The following is a 17,728-nucleotide window of genomic DNA, read 5'->3' on the forward strand; positions in this document are numbered from 1 at the left end:
ATGCTAGATTCCGAGTGTTGCGCCACCATCAATCGTGAGATTCTGCATCGTAATATGACTGGATTGCTCAGATGCAAAGAAGATTACTGCATCAGCGATGTTTTGAGGATCAGCGATTTTTTGTAAAGGAATACCGGTTTTATACGTCTCTAATGAACCTTTAATCACCTGATCTGCTCCTTGATCATCAGACCATAAAGCCCATTGCATAGGTGTTGCGGTAGAGCCAGGAGAGACGACATTGCATCTGATTCCATAGGCTGCTAGCTCTAATCCAAGCGTTTTTGTAAAGGAAGTAGCTGCGGCTTTTGATGCGGCATAGGCAGCCATATTCATTCTAGGGATGGCACCTGCGTTAGAGCTGACGGTCACAATGACCCCTTCTGATCTTTTCATCATGTATTTGGAGACAGCTTGAGATACGTAAAAGACACCATGTGTGTTGACTGCGAAGGTTTGGTGCCAGTCATCTGCACAAAGCTGGTCAATAGAACCGATTCGAAGAATGCCTGCTACATTGACTAGTAAATAAATGGGTCCGAGCTGCTTTTCAATTTGATCGACAATGTGCTGAACAGAAGCTTGATCGGTAATGTCACCTGGATAGGCAAAGGCGCGTATGCCTTCATCATTCATTTGTTGGATGGTGCTTTGCAGCTGATCTTCATTTGCGTCAACTGCTGCAATGATCGCACCTTCTTCGGATAGTCTTTTTGCGACTGCTTGCCCAATACCTTGTCCTGCGCCTGTGATAAGGGCAATCTTTTGAGATAGACCACTATGTTTCATGTGTTCACTACCTTTCTTTCATGTCTGTGGTTGTTAAAGGATCATCATGATAGAGTGCAAAACGGAAAGCGTAATTCATCAGCACCGGTAAAACGGACGTATGTCCTTCTTCAGGGAACTCATGATAGGCCGTATGTAAGCCATATGAGGATAAAGGCAACATACGATTTGCTAGTGACTTTGCATGATCATTCATTTGACATGGATGATGTTTTTCTAGCTCACCTACACCTACAAACAGCCTTACATCCATAGGCACCTGACGTATACGGTTGGTGAATTGGTATTCTTTTTCTAGAAATAATTTTTTATTCCAGTGGATAGAAGGACTGCCCGCAATATATGTCTGATAAGCATCAGGGTGCTCAAATAGTGTGTGTAATACAAAAAGACCGCCAAGAGAATGCCCAAACAGTGTTTGACGACTCAGGTTGATCGGAAAGCGTTGCTCGATATAAGGCTTTACAGTCTTTTCTAAAAAAGAAAAGAAAGCAGAGGCCCCGCCATATGTATGGATGGAGAAGTCCTTTCTTTTGCCCCCAATGGAAGCATCAGGGCTGGTAAGAGTGAGATCATAATGCCTGAGCGGATGATAGGGCGCTTCTGTCTGATAGCCAATTCCAATAATGATGGCAGGTACGACACCTGTTTTTTCAGGTCTTCTTGACTGTAAACGAATGGCTTCGACCATTGTGCCAAAAAGTGAATTCCCATCAAGCACGTACATGACTGGAAAACCAGCCGCTGGAGGAGTAGTATTCGGTTTAAATATAAAAAGTCTGTATGGGTGCGCTGTGATATCCAGTTGCTCCGTCCCAGGTATAAAAAAAGGACGGCTTTCTCCGAAAAGTGAATCCTCAGTACCCATTCCTTCAGGGCGTTTGGACATATTTAGAAAATCTCCTTCCTCAAATTCGACCCTCATACAATGATAAAAGCAGGCTTGCGGATATTGGAAGAGTGTAGTAATTGAAGAATGGTTCCTCCAAATGAAAATGATTCTCAACTATCACGCAAGCAAATCAAATGATAATGGTTATCAATTATGAAGTCAAATGTTCATAAAGTTGTGTATTGGATATTTTAATCTTAATATTCAGAAAATAAAGGACTAACTCACTAACAAATGATTTGAAATAGGGAATACCGGACCTTGTCATTTAAAAAGAGGAGAAATGTCAAAAGACCTGGACTGCCTCGGAATATTTACTGTTTTCTTCTGTTTGATTCAGGAATAAATATAGGCTTTTCTTCTTGGAATAATTTTGAGGAAAAATAAGTCTATAGACCCACTTGTATTTTTAGGAAAAAAGAGGAGGATTTTTCAAAAAGCTGGTGATCATATCTCACAACTTATTCAATATCATGCGTAGCTGTTTTAAGAGTGGCGAAGTATAGCATCAAAAATGCCACAATTAAAAAAGTAAGGGATGTACCCTTACTTTTTGATCAATTGGTGAACATGTCTGTAAACACCATTAAATTAGAATCCATCTGTGACATCATATTCGTAACGGATATCGGCTTTGACATTGCTCATAGTAGATCTCGCTGTAGCTTTTGCATTGTACTTAAAGCTCCATTTTTGAGCGACTTTTAATTGATCTTCCAGAGAAATACGGTAAGAACCACTTGTTGCAGAGGAAAAAACGGATTCGTTCCAAATCTTGTTTTCATCAGCCATCAGTTTGTGTGTGACATTTCCTTGGTTAGGCGATTGGGTACTAGTTGTTGAAATCGATTTAACGATTGCATTGTTAGGGATAGAAGAATTGTTCGTTAAATCCATTGTAATGATAGAAGAATCAACTCCCAAAAAATTCAAAGAAGTATTCCCCGAGTTGGTAGCGGCTCCCGTAAAATTGAATGTCCCATTTCCAGATTTGATACGATCTTGAATGGAGACAGTAAAATACATATTCCCTGTATATGTACCACGGGTCACTTTCACAAAATAAGTTTCTGAAGTTGAAGTAACGTCACCAGTATTTGCAAATATAAAGGGCGTTACTGAATCAGGATTAATCACTCTTGACCCTGGCTTAGAACTCTTCGAATTATACACCTCGATTTTCATCCCCGTATATTGCTTATCATATGAACTTCGCACATAAACCCTTTCACCCTTATTGATCGTGAACTGATAATACGCTTCATTTTCACCTTCAGGTAAGATTGTTGTATCTGGACGACTATTTTTCCAATATCCCATTGAGCTTGCTGTGTTAGGGCTGTTATTCCCTGTAATAGCTGCTTCCGCTGAATTAGGTGCAAAAAAACTAGTAACAAGCACTAATACCAATGCAGGTAATAAAAAACGTTTGAAGATAGTATTTGTCATATTTTAACCCTCCTTCTAATAATTACTATATCGGATCAGAACTAACAAATTTTAACTGAATTGCCGATATATTTAATAATCACTAATTTTTTAAAAAGGAGAATCAAAATGAATATTAATACGTCATACACGGCAGGTGCTTCAAACAATCAGAACCGAATAGACTATAAAGGTCAATCAGCTATTAAAAGTACAAATGAGGTGATGACCGAAGCTGATAGACGAATGAAAATATTAGATGAAAAATATGAAAAAATAAATGAACAAAATAAACGTTTCAAAAATCCTCATGGTCATATACACGATAAGTATAGAAATTCTTACTCTCCTTATTTCAGGAATGATCTAACTAAAGTAGAGAGAGAAGCTGCTTATACGATGGAGATTGGCTGGGCTAATTCTGGAAAAGGAGGTCAATATGACTTTAATGACGCCATCTTCCGTAATGAAAAACGGTACGATCCTACCCAAGAAAGCGTAGAGAAAAAAATATTCAATCGGCAAAAGGTCAACGAACAATTGCAAGATTTATTCTCTAAAAACGGTATAACCATTCCTAAAAACACAAATTTAACTTTTACCATTGACCCAAATCATTTCAAATTATTGGTGAGTGGTTCAACAGACGAATCGCTGACCAAACAAATAGAAGACCTATTAAATACAACCAACAATACAAGAGAATTATTTTTCCACATCATGAAAAGCAGATCTGACGATTCTACTCAATTCACGCCTGATTCTCTTGCCAAATTCCACCTTGTTAATCAAATCAAAACGGTCACAGGCTACAATTTAAAAGATTTAAGCATTGTAAACGGTCAATTTGTAACGGATAACGGGAAGAATATTTTTGATATATACAAAGAAGAACTCCTGAAAAATCCATACACAGCAGAAAATGCACGCATTGCCGCTTCACATTACGGAGCACAGTTATTTGATCTAGCCAAAAACGGGTTTGATTCAATTCCCGATTTGGTGCTATCTATTGGTTATCAAAACGGGTCTTTACAAGACATTGGGCAAAAAGAAAATTATGGAGTGAAGAAAACGATAGATTAACAAAATGTGAACGGCAACAGATACAAATCCCATTAGCGACAATGAAGGACTCTATAACAATTTATGTTACAGAGTCTTTTCTATTGAAATGCGTTAGTTTTGCTGTTCAGAAACACACTGTTCAACGAAACATCCTCATGGTAATTTTGACTATAGTCGATGTTTTTCACTTTTTTATTGATGAAAATGTTAAAATGATGAGTAGCGTATTTTTTTATGAAAGGACGGTGCTTGGCATGACGGAACTTCTCGATGACCGGCTGCCGCCGCAAAATATAGAAGCCGAGCAGGCCGTATTAGGTGCTGTTTTTTTAGAACCATCTGCGCTCACGCTCGCTTCTGAGGTATTAATTCCAGAGGATTTCTATAGAATGTCGCATCAAAAGATTTACAATGCGATGCTTGTACTTGGCGATAGAGGGGAACCGGTCGATCTTGTTACGGTGACTTCTGAACTGGCCAATACAGATTTACTAGAAGAGGTAGGCGGGATTTCGTATTTAACCGATATTGCGAATTCTGTCCCAACTGCCGCAAACATTGAATACTATGCAAAAATTGTAGAAGAGAAATCAATTTTAAGACGTCTGATCCGCACGGCGACAACCATTGCACAGGATGGATACACGCGTGAGGATGAAGTAGAGGATCTGTTGAGTGATGCTGAAAAGACCATTATGGAAGTGGCGCAGCGTAAAAACTCAGGAGCTTTCCAAAACATTAAGGACGTTCTTGTTCAGACATATGATAATATTGAACAGCTTCATAACCGAAAAGGCGATATCACAGGGATTCCAACGGGATTCTCTGAGCTTGACCGGATGACTGCTGGATTCCAGCGAAATGACTTGATTATTGTAGCGGCTCGTCCATCGGTAGGGAAAACAGCCTTCGCATTGAACATTGCACAAAATGTCGCGACGAAGACAGACGAAAGTGTCGCCATCTTTAGTTTAGAGATGGGGGCTGAGCAGCTTGTCATGCGTATGCTTTGTGCAGAGGGAAATATCAATGCCCAGAACCTAAGAACCGGTAATCTGACAGAAGAGGACTGGGGCAAGCTGACAATGGCGATGGGCTCGCTATCAAATAGTGGGATTTTCATTGATGATACACCAGGAATCAGAGTAAGTGAAATTCGCTCGAAATGCCGCCGTTTGAAGCAAGAAAACGGTCTTGGCATGATCCTGATTGACTACTTGCAGCTCATTCAAGGAAGCGGACGATCAAGCGATAACCGTCAGCAAGAGGTTTCTGAAATCTCTAGGGCATTGAAATCGCTGGCAAGGGAGCTTGAAGTTCCGGTTATTGCTTTGTCTCAGCTTTCACGCGGAGTAGAGCAGCGTCAGGACAAACGTCCAATGATGTCTGATATTCGTGAATCAGGAAGTATCGAGCAGGATGCCGATATCGTGGCATTCCTTTATCGTGATGATTACTACGACAAAGAATCAGAGAATAAGAACATTATTGAAATCATCATTGCCAAACAGCGTAACGGTCCAGTTGGTACAGTATCACTGGCGTTCGTCAAAGAATATAACAAATTCGTCAATCTGGAAAGAAGGTTTGACGATGCGGGTGTTCCGCCCGGTGCTTAAAGCCCAGCTCAAGAAGCTGGGCTTTTTTTTGATGGATCTACATCGAAAGAATGATTGAAAAACGGTCGAAATGAGGAGGAGAGGGAGAGAGAGAAATCGTATACTAAAAGGAGAAAAGGAGTGATGACTGATGAAATTTCAACAGTTCGAAGCCGCTCAATTACGCATCGCACGTCCAACCGTCAACATGGAAGAGGTTGTTTCTTTTTATGAAAAAGGCTTAGGGCTCAAACGAATAGGTTCATTTGATCAGCATGAAGGATACGATGGTGTGATGCTGGGGCTTCCTCATCAGCATGTTCATTTAGAAATCACCAAACATGAAGAAGAAGAGAGCCTGCCCGTTCCGCATCCAGAACAGCTGCTTGTTTTTTATATTCCTGATGAACAGGAGTTTCAGCAGATGAAAGAGAGACTGATCTCATTTGGCGGACGGCAAGTCACCTCTACGAACCCATACTGGGATCGAGGAGGGGCAACCATTGAAGATCCAGATGGATATCGAGTTGTGCTCATGAACACAGAAGGAATTACCCCCGTTTAAAAAAGACTCCCATGCTTGGTGGGAGTCTTTTCTGTTATGAACGAAGTGTGACGCGCAGCTTCAGCTCTTTCAGCCCATACATGCCGCTGTTTGTCATCGGCATATAGGAGAGGAGCTCTAGTGACTCATATCGGTCCAATAAGGCCTTGATGGCAGTACATGCTTCCAAGCGGGCAAGTGGTGCGCCAAGACAGAAATGAATACCGTGCCCGAAACCAATATGAGGATTAGGGTGGCGGTGTATATCGAATTCATGTGCATTTGAAAATTGACGCTCATCCCGGTTGGCAGAAGCAAGAAACACAATCACATTGTCTCCCTTTTTCAGCACTTTTCCCCCAAGCTCTGTGTCTTCTGTGACATAGCGGACGATCGTAGGAGCGGGTGCACGGAAACGGACGGCCTCCTCCACAGCACGCGGGATGAGCTCAGGTGATTGAACGAGCGCTTCATACGCACCCGGCTGTTCTAACAAGCTGAAGATCATATTGGAGATCAGGTTGGTGGTTGTTTCGTTGCCAGCTAAAAGAAGAAGATTACAGAATGGAATTAATTCATCCGCTGACAGTTTGTCTCCATTCTCCTCCGCTTGAATGAGGAGGGAAATCAAATCATCACCGAGGTTGTGACGTTTCCTTTCAATGATGTCTGCAAAAAACGCCATCATATCAGCCTCTCCTTGGTCCCGAATTTTCTGCCATTCAGCGACATCCTCCTCATCTTCACTTTTAGGCATACTGACGAGAATATCAGACCATTCTTTAAAGGATTGTTTATGCTCTGACGGCACACCTAAAAGCTCTGCAATGACAATGACAGGAAGCGGATAAGAGATGGCTTGCACTAGGTCAATCTCGTTTTTTCCTTCTATTTGTGCCATGAGTTCCTCCATCAATTCTTGAATACGCGGCTCCCACAATTTCATGACTCGAGGTGTAAAGGCTTTGCTCACAATGGAGCGGATTCGAGTGTGTTTGGGAGGGTCCATCATCACCATTGTTTTCATCAGTGAATGCTTCCGCTGGTCTTTAGGAGGCTGACTAGAAAAGGTATCTTTATCGATTGTCACACGTTTTGCTTCCTCATAGGTGAATACACTCCATGTTCGGCTGGCTTCGTCAAAATGAACAGGTGATGTCTGACGCATGTTGGCATACCAATCAAATGGGTCATACGGATCTTGCTTGTTTTTTCCTCTTAATAACGCTTTTTGCACGGCAGTTGGTGTTGTTGTTTCCATGATCATCACTCCTTATAGGTTGTCAGATGCTTCCTTTTTTTCATTGTGTTAGATTAAAGTTAATTCATCAGCCTTGAGGATTCAACCAACAGAAAAGCGGAATCTGTTGAAGTTCATAGGAAGGGGAGAATGGCTTGTGGCGGACTGCTACAGAGGGGATAAGCGTGCAACGGAATCGAAGCAGCAATTAAGAAAAGCGTTATTTCAGTTATTAAGAGAAAAAGAGTGGGAGAAGATTTCTGTACAGGATTTGACGAAAGTGGCGGGCATCCACCGCACCACCTTTTATCAGCATTATGAGGATAAATTTGATCTTGCCCAGCAGGTGATGGATGAGATGTTTGATGTGATGAAATGTGCCATTTTTGCTCCTGTACAAGAAGATGATGTGAAAAAAGAGCATGCGGCATATGTGTATATTTTTCGATTTTATCAGCATTTGCAGGAACATGAAGAGGAGTATCAAATTCTTTTGAAACGAGGACGAGAGCTCAATATTCATGAAACGGTTCGTGCTTTTTTTGAAGAAAGCTTTTCTATGGGGTTAGAGGAAATCGCAGGCTCAAAGCCTCATCCACATCTCGTTCCAATCGACATGCAGAAGCAATTCGTCATTTCTGCTTATGTTGGAACAGCAGAATGGTGGTTGAGGACAGGGAGACCGTACTCACCTGATTTTATGGCAAGCTCGATGATTCATTTAATTGAAAATCAATAGAAATTAGGAACCATCAAAATAGTTGTTTTTACTCAAAATCTCCCTTTTTAAGCGCTGAAGAAGTGATTAAAGCGCTTTTTCTCATAATTAAAACGAACAAAATTTGATTTCGAGATATTAATGTTCGGATTTCACGTTGACTTTTTCGTTTTGCATTGATAAAATAAATGTGTTTGAAAGAGATAACGTTTTGAAAGGTTAACGGAGGTGCACGATATGTCTTCAGTAGTCGTAGTAGGTACGCAGTGGGGTGACGAAGGGAAAGGGAAAATTACCGATTTCCTTTCAGAAAATGCAGAGGTGATTGCCCGTTATCAAGGGGGAAACAATGCAGGTCACACGATCAAATTTGATGGAGTGACTTACAAGCTACACCTCATTCCGTCCGGTATTTTTTATCAAGAGAAAACTTGTGTCATCGGTAATGGAATGGTGGTTGATCCTAAAGCGTTGGTCACTGAGCTTGCGTATCTTCACGAACGGAATGTGAGTACAGATAACCTCAGAATCAGCAATAGAGCCCATGTGATTCTGCCTTACCATTTAAAATTGGACGAGGTGGAAGAAGAGCGGAAAGGGGCTAACAAGATCGGTACGACGAAAAAAGGAATCGGACCAGCTTATATGGACAAAGCAGCTCGTATCGGTATCCGTGTCGCAGATCTATTAGATCGTGAAGTGTTTGAAGAGAAGCTTGCACGTAATCTAGAAGAAAAAAATCGTCTTTTAGAGAAAATGTACGACACAGAAGGCTTCAAGATTGAAGATATTTTAGACGAGTATTATGAATATGGCCAGCAAGTGAAAAAATATGTCGTGGACACATCTGTTGTCTTGAATGACGCACTAGATGAAGGCCGCCGTGTGCTATTTGAAGGAGCACAAGGAGTTATGCTTGATATTGATCAAGGGACATATCCATTTGTCACGTCATCTAACCCAGTAGCTGGAGGAGTGACGATTGGTTCTGGCGTAGGACCAACAAAAATTCAACATGTGGTCGGCGTGTCAAAAGCGTACACAACACGTGTTGGAGATGGCCCATTCCCGACAGAACTCCATGATGAAATTGGCGATCAAATCCGTGAGGTTGGCCGTGAATACGGTACAACAACTGGACGTCCGCGCCGTGTTGGCTGGTTTGACAGTGTCGTTGTCCGTCATGCTCGCCGTGTGAGCGGGATTACAGATCTATCTCTTAACTCAATTGATGTACTGACAGGGATTGAAACATTGAAAATCTGTGTCGCTTATAAATTGAACGGAGAAATCACAGAAGAATTTCCAGCAAGTCTAAATGAACTAGCGAAATGTGAGCCTGTCTACGAGGAAATGCCAGGATGGACAGAGGATATTACAGGCGTGAAGAATTTAAGCGAACTGCCTGAAAATGCCCGTCATTATTTAGAGCGCATTTCACAATTAACAGGTATTCCACTTTCCATTTTCTCAGTCGGACCAGATCGTTCCCAAACGAACGTTGTCCGCAGCGTGTACCGTCCATAATAATAGACTGATCAGACACCAGTAAAATTGCACATTTTACTGGTGTCTTTTTGTTTAAATATTTCTTAATTTCAGTAGAACAGGCTTCCGATCATTACCAAAATATGATAACTGTATAGGGGGAAGGAGCGTTCTAGTGAAAGAAAGAATAAGATTATTAGATATTTTACGAGGTTTTGCCATATTAGGCACATTGGGAACGAACGTCTGGTTTTTTGCGTATGCAGGGGATACCTTTGCGACAGATCAGATTGCAGATGAATATGAACATGGCAGTTTTCTAGAAAGCCTTGTTTCCATGTTCGTCTATGGGAAAATGCTCTCACTGCTCACAATCATGTTCGGTGTAGGGCTAGAGCTGAAATATCAGCAGGCCAAAAGAAAAAACATGCCTTGGCCAGGTACATATTTATGGATTCTTTTATTTTTATTTATCGAAGGCTTTGTCCATTTTGCACTTGTGATGGAATATGATGTGCTCATGAGTTACGCTGTCACCGGTTTGCTTGTGGCATTTATTGTACGAGGAGGGAGCAAGCGCATCAAAAGAGGCATGATCTTCTCTGGAGTCATTCATCTACTTGTTCTGTCCTATCTGATGGTGTTCTCCCTCTCTGAAATGGAGACAGAATCGTATGATCAAAGCAGTGAACCGGCGCTGGAAGAGCAGCTGCCAGAGACATGGATCTCGCAGGTTCAAGAACGATTACAACACTTTTTCATGTACCGTGAAGAAGCGATCTTTATCATTCCAATGAACACATTTCTGTTTTTATTAGGTGTGCGGATGATGAGAGCCGGTGTTTTTTATGCAAATGAACGCGGGCAATCTCTACGGAAAATATTATTCCGAGTCGGTCTGTGGGTGGGGCTGCCGCTGAATGCACTTGTCTTCGTTCCGAACGAACTAGTGGAATTCGTTGTGCGCTATGCGTTTTCGCCATTCCTCTCTCTTTTCTATATCGCTGTCATTGCGAAGCTCCTGGTTCACACGGAATCATGGTTCATGTGGAATTGGTTTGAATATGTAGGGAAAATGGCACTCAGCTGTTACATCCTGCAAAATATCATCTGCTCGATTCTTTTTTATAGCTGGGGATTGGGTCTTGGCGGACAAATCAACGCCCCCCTTATCGTATTGGCATGGCTGCTCATTTCACTTCTGCAAATCGCCATATCAGCATGTTGTCTAAAGGTTTGGAGAATTGGTCCGATGGAATATATTCGTTTGCGGGCACTTCGCCGGGTGACGAAGAAGAAAGCAGCATAAAGGGGAATTGTTACAATGTTTTTCAAAAAAAGTACGAAAAAAGAACAAGCGAATGCACATAAAGCAGCAGGACCGGCATTTATCTTTTATCTTCTTGCATTAGGAGGACATTCGCTGTACTCTTATTTCCAGGATGATAAACCACCCGTCACCTTTGTCATTCTCATGGCGGGTCTCCTTGTATTTTTCGCCGCAGATTGGCTATATAATAAAACGCGTTCATAAAAGAAGCCCTCATGACAAGGGCTTCTTTCTTATTTCACGCTTTTATATTGACCTTTTAAGTTTTTGCGGATGTACTGAATGATTTTGCGCAGTTCGTTGGCATGCGGTCTGCCAAACGGACTTGTTTGTCTTTGCTGATAGAGGACTTGGCCCTTTTCATTTAATAAGAAATAGGCAGGTTCCCCGTGCACTCCGTGATCTTCATAAGGAGCATCTTCTCCGTGATAGTGGACTTCATATGCTTTTAATGAAGTAAGGTCCTGGTCAGACATGATCGGGAAAGATAGTCCTTCTTTATCCGCAAATTCCTTCAAGTCATCAGGATGATCCGTTGAAATCGCCATTAAGTGGATATCCTTGTCTTGAAAGTATGATTGCTGCTGTTCGAGCTCTTTTAATTCTTCTACACATACTGGGCACCATGAGCCTCTAAAGAAGACGATGAGGTGCCAGCTTTGATGCTCCTCTAAATGTTTGTGAAAATCAATATGTTCGCCCTGAATGGTTGGAAGTGAAAAGTTGGGCATTTTATCTCCTAATTTAAATGAACTCATACTGCTTCCTCCTTTTTCAATCACAATGTCACTTGTTTCATGTATAACCATTTTTGAGCGGTCTAAAACGTTTCTATGTGCTTGAATAGGCAGTAGTCATGAAAAGGGGCAACAGATATGAAGGCGGTTGCAAATAGAAGGGCTTTGGCGGGAGATTTCAAATCCGACACTTTTTTTAAAAAAATGTAGAAAAACGTATTGCCATATGTAATTACTCTATGATATTATAAATCTCGTTGTTGCAAAGGTCTCTGAAACTTGTTAGGATGCGATGTTCCAGCTTTTTTAAAGCGATTGGTTTGACGCAATACAGCTTCTTCAGATTCACTTTTCACAAACCGAGAGCCATTAGCTCAGTTGGTAGAGCATCTGACTTTTAATCAGAGGGTCGAAGGTTCGAGTCCTTCATGGCTCACCATGTATTGGCCCGTTGGTCAAGCGGTTAAGACACCGCCCTTTCACGGCGGTAACACGGGTTCGAATCCCGTACGGGTCATTGATTTACTTTAGCGTTAAGCTAATTTTTCCTCACTTGCTTGAAGGAGCACCACGATTGCTTTTTCGGGCAAGTTACTGAGGTCCGGTAGTTCAGTTGGTTAGAATGCCTGCCTGTCACGCAGGAGGTCGCGGGTTCGAGTCCCGTCCGGACCGCCATTTATACATATTCATCTTTTTGATGATGGCTCGGTAGCTCAGTTGGTAGAGCAACGGACTGAAAATCCGTGTGTCGGCGGTTCGATTCCGTCCCGAGCCACTTCCAAACGCATCTGCAATCGCAGGTGCGTTTTTCTTATGAAAAGAAGGCATAAAAAGGGAGAAGCCGGGCCTAGGTAGGGCCCGGCTCCATAAGAAGAAGACGTTACATCTATATAGACGATTATTGACTGGAAAAGTTTCAATAAAAAAGGAAAAAAGCCATCAATTTTTTTGAGAGGTGACTTCCTATCCAACGTTTACTAGAAAAGAAAGCCGTTATTATTTTTATCTTTGCCACGTAAAACGTTATAATAGACAGTGAGCCTTTTTTGCTCAAACGAAAAGGCCTGATGAGACATGCAAAATGGAATGACATAGATGCTAAAAATGCAGGAGGAAATCACAATGGAAAAAAAGATTCTTGTCGTAGATGATGAAAAACCGATTGCTGATATATTGGAGTTTAACTTAAGAAAAGAGGGCTATGAGGTTCATTGTGCATATGACGGAAATGAAGCCCTTGAAATGGTAGAAGAAATCAAACCGGACATCATTCTGCTCGACATTATGCTGCCGAACAAAGATGGCGTTGAGGTATGCCGTGAAGTGAGAAAAAAATATGACATGCCGATTATCATGCTGACAGCAAAAGACTCTGAAATTGATAAAGTCATCGGTCTTGAGCTTGGCGCAGATGATTATGTGACGAAGCCATTTAGCACGCGCGAGCTGCTTGCCCGTGTGAAAGCGAATTTGAGAAGACAAATTGCTGCGCCGCAGACAGAGGAAGAATCTGAATCAAATGATATTGAAATTGGATCACTTGTCATTTATCCAGATGCATATGTGGTGTCTAAGCGTGAGGAAACAATTGAATTGACGCACCGTGAGTTCGAATTGCTTCATTACTTAGCGAAACATATCGGACAAGTTATGACACGTGAGCACTTGCTGCAAACCGTATGGGGCTACGATTATTTCGGGGATGTGCGTACAGTGGACGTCACAGTCCGCCGTCTTCGTGAGAAAATTGAAGACAATCCTAGCCACCCGAGCTGGATCGTGACACGACGAGGTGTTGGCTACTATTTAAGAAACCCAGAGCAGGACTAAGATTCTTATGAGTAAAGTAGGTTTTTTTCGCTCGATTCACTTCAAATTGACCTTAATTTACGTGCTGCTGATCATTGTCGCCATGCAGATCATTGGCGTGTACTTTGTGAAGCAGCTAGAGCAGTCCTTAATTAATTCCTATGATAATTCCTTGAATCAGCGAATCTACTCGTTATCGTATTACCTAGAACAAGATTCATCGAAAAGCAAGGCAGAATTAAAAGAGGATGCTCAAAAGATATTAAACGACTTTAACAACAAAGATGAGTCTAATGAAATTTCTGAAGTCAGCTATATTGATGAAAGCAGAGAGGTCATTGCCTCTGTGAATAATGGCAGTCAGGAGATTGCCGGGAAGAAAATCACTGATCAAATCATTAGCCGTATTTTTGCGGTCGGCAAAGACTATGAAAAGAAATTCTATGACCCAGAATCCAATAAACGGGTGCGTATTTCTGCGACAGCCGTGAAAAATGAAAACCAAGAAACCGTCGGTGTGATTTATGTTGTGTCTTCGATGGAGAGCGTTTTTAACCAAATGCGAACCATTAACACCATTTTGGCGACTGGCACACTGATCGCACTTGGGACGACCGCACTGCTTGGTATCTTCATCTTTAGAACAATCACTCATCCTATTTCGGATATGAGAAAGCAAGCGATCGAGCTTGCCAAAGGGAATTTTTCCAGGAAAGTCCGAAAGTATGGACATGACGAGATTGGCCAGCTTGCGACGACCTTTAACCATCTGACGAGAGAGCTGGAGGAAGCGCAGCTGATGACGGAGGGTGAGCGGAAAAAGCTTTCTTCTGTCATTGCCTATATGACGGATGGCGTCATCGCCACGAATCAAAACGGTGCGATTATTCTATTAAACAGCCCCGCATTAGAGCTGTTAAATGTTTCACGTGAAACAGCACTAGAGATGCCGATTACGTCCTTACTGGGCCTCGAGGACACGCATACATTTGAAGATTTAGTCGAAAATCAAGATTCCATGCTGATAGAAATTGAACGCGAAGATCAGCTGTCTGTTTTGCGTGTGAATTTCTCAGTCATTCAGAAAGAGCATGGGAAGATTGATGGTTTAATTGCGGTCATTTATGACGTCACAGAGCAGGAGAAAATTGATGCAGAACGCCGTGAATTCGTCGCAAACGTATCACATGAGCTGCGCACACCGCTGACGACGATGCGAAGCTATCTTGAGGCACTGGCTGAAGGGGCAATTGGTGATAAAGAGCTTGCGCCAAGGTTCCTCAGTGTCACTCAAAATGAAACAGAGCGCATGATCCGGCTTGTTAATGACCTGCTGCAGCTGTCTAAGTTCGACAGCAAGGATTATCAATTCAACCGTGAGTGGACGAATTTTATCAGGTTTATCTCATTGGTCATTGATCGTTTTGAAATGACGAAAGAGCAGCATGTCGAGTTTATCCGCAATCTGCCGCAGCGTGAAATATACGTGGAAATTGATCAAGATAAAATCACACAGGTGCTCGATAATATCATTTCAAATGCCATGAAATACTCCCCAGAGGGTGGACATATCACGTTTACCGTTGATCTGGATGAGGAGAATGGCCTTGTGTTATTCAGCGTCAAAGATGAAGGGATCGGTATTCCGAAGAAGGATATGGATAAAATCTTTGAACGTTTTTATCGAGTGGATAAGGCGAGAACAAGAAAGCTTGGCGGAACCGGCCTAGGACTTGCGATTGCAAAAGAAATGGTTCAGGCTCATGGCGGAGATATTTGGGCTGACAGCATTGAAGGAAAAGGAACAACGGTGACCTTTACCCTTCCGTACAATGAAGAACAAGAGGATGATTGGGATGAAGCGTGAGACCTTTAAAACCATAATATTGACAATCCTAATTGCGATCAGTCTTGTGTTTACGTGGAATATTTGGATGTTCCAGCCCGTCATGCAGGACCAGGCAGATGCCGGCACAAAGGTCGTGGAAACGAAGAAGATTTCAAGCGATGAGCCTAGAAGTCTCATTGATGTCGTGAAGCCGCGCGAGATGTTCATCCATTCAAATGGGGAGCACTTTAAAGTCGATCAAAAGGAACTCTTTCAAAACTTCTGGAATGATGTGAGCCTTTGGGATGTCAAAGAGATTTCGGATGTGTCGGATCAATATTCTGAGCAGAGATTTAAGAATTTCTTCTATGGAAGCGGAGGACAGGGGAAGACATTGGATCTTGTGTTCAATGACTCGATTCCGATTGATATTTTCCAAGCGCTGTTTAAATGGCCGAATAAGTCCATTGAATACAACTCGTTTGATCGGATGATTGTGCCGTTCTCCCAGCAGGACAAGGCCAATAAGAAAGTCTATTTGGTTTCATACAGCAAGGAAACGGTGCTTGAGCTGACAATAGAATCCGCTAACTATCGGAATCTAATGGACAGTATCTCAGCCGCTCAAAACGAGATGCCGCGCTACGATCTCTATACATTCTCAGCGAATTCTAAACGAGATTTCCTCCTTCCGAGAAAGCAAAAGCAGCTTGAAGCGAAAATGTTCTTTATCGAAACGATTAAGACAAGCAAATTCAAGGACGCTCTGTTTACGGACCCGAGTCTTGTGGGCGAGGAGTCTAATTTAAATCGGACAGTGTACACAGATGGCACAAGCCGTCTTGAAGCCAATCAAAAAGACCACCGCATCCAATATCAGCACCGCAATATCAATTCCAGCACCGTTTTCCAAACGGGGGATTTGATCAAGCGAAGTGTGAAGTATTTCAATGATACGGGGAGCTTTACCGATGACTATCAATACTTTGGCATCAACAGCAACCAGCAGCTTTCCTTTAATATGTTTATGGATGGTCTGCCGATCGTCAACAGTACAAAGCATCCATTTGGGATGACCTCTCTTGAAGTACAGTGGGCGAATGATGACATCTTGAATTACAAGCGTCCAAACTATATTCTAGGCAACAAAGCGAGTCAGAGTGAACAGGTCAAGCTGATGAACGGGACAGAGCTGAAGGACTTAATCGTCAAGCAGACGAAATATGATGACCTGGAGAAAATTGAACAAATTTTCCCGGCCTATCAAGCTGCTTCAACCGCATCAGATCAAGATCAAGCGATGTTTGTCTGGCTGGAGCCAGTATGGTGCATGAAATATAACGGCAAAACCGTGATACTATCGCATGATTTGTTGACAGAGGGGAGCGAGAATAATGGAGTGGAATAAGACCAAAACGATCTTTATCCTAGCCTTTCTCGTTCTCGATATCTTTCTAGGTTTTCAATACTTTGAAAAACGATCAACCGATCATTTTGCGATTATCGAAAAAACGGATACGCTGGAAGAAATGAAGGCAGATGGGATCAAATATGGCAATCTATCAGATGAAGCGAAGATTGGATACCGCATTACAGCTGAAAAGAAGCAATATACGAAAAAGGATGTCGACGGATTAGCTGATCAAAAGACGAAAAGCACATTCCCGAAAACGGACAAAGATGATCCTGTCACACTGCTTGAGATGACCTTCAATAAACCTGTTTCATTGCCAAAAAAGGATATAAAAACAGCGGCGGCAAACCTCGTAAACCAGCGTTTGCTGGATGGGAAGAATTATAAGCTGTGGAGTATTGATGAAGAGACAGGGAAGATCGTCTTTTTCCAAACGTATAAAGGGAAATACATCTTCCAAGAAGGCCTTGATGACACCGAAACCATCGGGAAAATCACCTTAGATGTAAACGATCAAAACGAGGTCGTGTCGTATCAGCAGTCGATGGTGACGTCGATTAATGAAGTGAGAAAAGAAACCCTTGTCCCAGCGCTTGAAACCGTGAAGGACTTATATACACAAAACATGCTGAGCCAAAACACGACCGTGAAAAAGGTAGAGCTTGGCTACTATACGCAATACCCGGGTGCAAGCACGCAGGTCATGGTGCCTGTATGGCGAGTCGAGCTTGAAGGCGTATCAGTTAGTTCAAAGAAAAAGACAGAAGAAGAATATTTGATCAACGCCATTGATGGCTCAACACTTGATCATATAGAGAAAGATGACAAATCTTCAATGGAGTGAG

At 42.2% G+C, this 17,728-nt stretch carries 16 protein-coding genes and 4 tRNA genes; 15 read left to right on the plus strand and 5 right to left on the minus strand.

Annotated elements, in window-relative coordinates; genetic code table 11:
- Nucleotides 1-3: 3 nt before the first annotated feature.
- The 3 genes from C6Y01_RS17040 to C6Y01_RS17050 all read right to left on the minus strand — a co-directional run bounded on the left by C6Y01_RS17040 (nt 4) and on the right by C6Y01_RS17050 (nt 3,130).
- The gene (locus C6Y01_RS17040; protein ID WP_095286163.1) at nt 4-789 is read right to left on the minus strand and encodes a 2,3-dihydro-2,3-dihydroxybenzoate dehydrogenase; all 786 of its coding nucleotides are present in this window, start codon (nt 787-789) and stop codon (nt 4-6) included.
- 7 nt (nt 790-796) lie between these two features.
- Nucleotides 797-1,678 (minus strand): alpha/beta hydrolase, encoded by an 882-nt coding sequence (locus C6Y01_RS17045; protein ID WP_034660628.1) that lies wholly within the window; start codon nt 1,676-1,678, stop codon nt 797-799.
- A gap of 594 nt (nt 1,679-2,272) precedes the next feature.
- On the minus strand, nt 2,273-3,130 hold the full coding sequence (locus C6Y01_RS17050; RefSeq protein ID WP_034660627.1) for a hypothetical protein: 858 nt from the start codon (nt 3,128-3,130) through the stop codon (nt 2,273-2,275).
- A gap of 108 nt (nt 3,131-3,238) precedes the next feature.
- Between C6Y01_RS17050 and C6Y01_RS17055 the strand changes: the two genes are divergently transcribed.
- The 3 genes from C6Y01_RS17055 (at nt 3,239) to C6Y01_RS17065 (ending at nt 6,340) form a co-directional block, all read left to right on the plus strand.
- Nucleotides 3,239-4,195, plus strand: a complete 957-nt coding sequence (locus C6Y01_RS17055; RefSeq protein WP_106038543.1) for a DUF4885 family protein — start codon at nt 3,239-3,241, stop codon at nt 4,193-4,195.
- Nucleotides 4,196-4,431: 236 nt separating this feature from the next.
- On the plus strand, nt 4,432-5,796 hold the full coding sequence (gene dnaB, locus C6Y01_RS17060; protein ID WP_003214779.1) for a replicative DNA helicase: 1,365 nt from the start codon (nt 4,432-4,434) through the stop codon (nt 5,794-5,796).
- Between the two features lie 130 nt (nt 5,797-5,926).
- A complete protein-coding gene (locus tag C6Y01_RS17065) occupies nt 5,927-6,340 on the plus strand; it encodes a VOC family protein (protein ID WP_095286160.1) in 414 nt (137 codons plus the stop codon).
- A 34-nt stretch (nt 6,341-6,374) separates the two neighbouring features.
- Here the strand turns inward: C6Y01_RS17065 and C6Y01_RS17070 are convergent, their stop codons facing one another.
- The gene (locus tag C6Y01_RS17070) at nt 6,375-7,580 is read right to left on the minus strand and encodes a cytochrome P450 (protein ID WP_106038544.1); all 1,206 of its coding nucleotides are present in this window, start codon (nt 7,578-7,580) and stop codon (nt 6,375-6,377) included.
- Nucleotides 7,581-7,716: 136 nt separating this feature from the next.
- Between C6Y01_RS17070 and C6Y01_RS17075 the strand changes: the two genes are divergently transcribed.
- From C6Y01_RS17075 to C6Y01_RS17090, 4 genes are all read left to right on the plus strand, one after another.
- Nucleotides 7,717-8,298, plus strand: coding sequence for a TetR/AcrR family transcriptional regulator (locus C6Y01_RS17075; protein ID WP_106038545.1), 582 nt, complete (start codon nt 7,717-7,719; stop codon nt 8,296-8,298).
- 216 nt (nt 8,299-8,514) lie between these two features.
- Entirely contained in the window at nt 8,515-9,804 is a 1,290-nt protein-coding gene (locus tag C6Y01_RS17080) for an adenylosuccinate synthase (protein ID WP_034660617.1), read from the plus strand.
- A 136-nt stretch (nt 9,805-9,940) separates the two neighbouring features.
- Complete coding sequence (locus C6Y01_RS17085; RefSeq protein WP_106038546.1) at nt 9,941-11,074, plus strand: DUF418 domain-containing protein; 1,134 nt, start codon at nt 9,941-9,943, stop codon at nt 11,072-11,074.
- A 15-nt stretch (nt 11,075-11,089) separates the two neighbouring features.
- Nucleotides 11,090-11,299, plus strand: a complete 210-nt coding sequence (locus C6Y01_RS17090; protein ID WP_106038547.1) for a hypothetical protein — start codon at nt 11,090-11,092, stop codon at nt 11,297-11,299.
- 29 nt (nt 11,300-11,328) lie between these two features.
- On the opposite strand, the gene C6Y01_RS17095 is transcribed toward C6Y01_RS17090, so the two are convergent.
- The gene (locus tag C6Y01_RS17095; protein WP_106038548.1) at nt 11,329-11,853 is read right to left on the minus strand and encodes a peroxiredoxin family protein; all 525 of its coding nucleotides are present in this window, start codon (nt 11,851-11,853) and stop codon (nt 11,329-11,331) included.
- A gap of 342 nt (nt 11,854-12,195) precedes the next feature.
- Here C6Y01_RS17095 and C6Y01_RS17100 point away from each other — a divergent pair.
- The 8 genes from C6Y01_RS17100 to C6Y01_RS17135 all read left to right on the plus strand — a co-directional run bounded on the left by C6Y01_RS17100 (nt 12,196) and on the right by C6Y01_RS17135 (nt 17,727).
- A tRNA-Lys gene (locus C6Y01_RS17100) sits at nt 12,196-12,271 on the plus strand.
- A 6-nt stretch (nt 12,272-12,277) separates the two neighbouring features.
- Nucleotides 12,278-12,349, plus strand: a tRNA-Glu gene (locus C6Y01_RS17105).
- A gap of 81 nt (nt 12,350-12,430) precedes the next feature.
- Nucleotides 12,431-12,507, plus strand: a tRNA-Asp gene (locus C6Y01_RS17110).
- Nucleotides 12,508-12,534: 27 nt separating this feature from the next.
- Nucleotides 12,535-12,607: transfer RNA gene (locus C6Y01_RS17115), tRNA-Phe, on the plus strand.
- A 347-nt stretch (nt 12,608-12,954) separates the two neighbouring features.
- The gene (gene yycF / locus C6Y01_RS17120; protein ID WP_034660610.1) at nt 12,955-13,662 is read left to right on the plus strand and encodes a response regulator YycF; all 708 of its coding nucleotides are present in this window, start codon (nt 12,955-12,957) and stop codon (nt 13,660-13,662) included.
- A 7-nt stretch (nt 13,663-13,669) separates the two neighbouring features.
- Nucleotides 13,670-15,508 (plus strand): cell wall metabolism sensor histidine kinase WalK, encoded by a 1,839-nt coding sequence (gene walK, locus C6Y01_RS17125; RefSeq protein ID WP_034660608.1) that lies wholly within the window; start codon nt 13,670-13,672, stop codon nt 15,506-15,508.
- Nucleotides 15,498-16,877, plus strand: a complete 1,380-nt coding sequence (gene yycH / locus C6Y01_RS17130) for a two-component system activity regulator YycH (RefSeq protein ID WP_034660605.1) — start codon at nt 15,498-15,500, stop codon at nt 16,875-16,877. The genes walK and yycH overlap by 11 nt, the downstream gene beginning before the upstream one ends.
- Nucleotides 16,864-17,727, plus strand: a complete 864-nt coding sequence (locus tag C6Y01_RS17135; protein ID WP_106038549.1) for a two-component system regulatory protein YycI — start codon at nt 16,864-16,866, stop codon at nt 17,725-17,727. Before yycH ends, C6Y01_RS17135 begins: the two co-directional genes overlap by 14 nt.
- The last annotated feature ends 1 nt before the right edge of the window (nt 17,728 follow it).

This window comes from Bacillus sp. NMCC46 (assembly GCF_002998465.1).
Taxonomy (GTDB): Bacteria; Bacillota; Bacilli; order Bacillales; family Bacillaceae; genus Bacillus.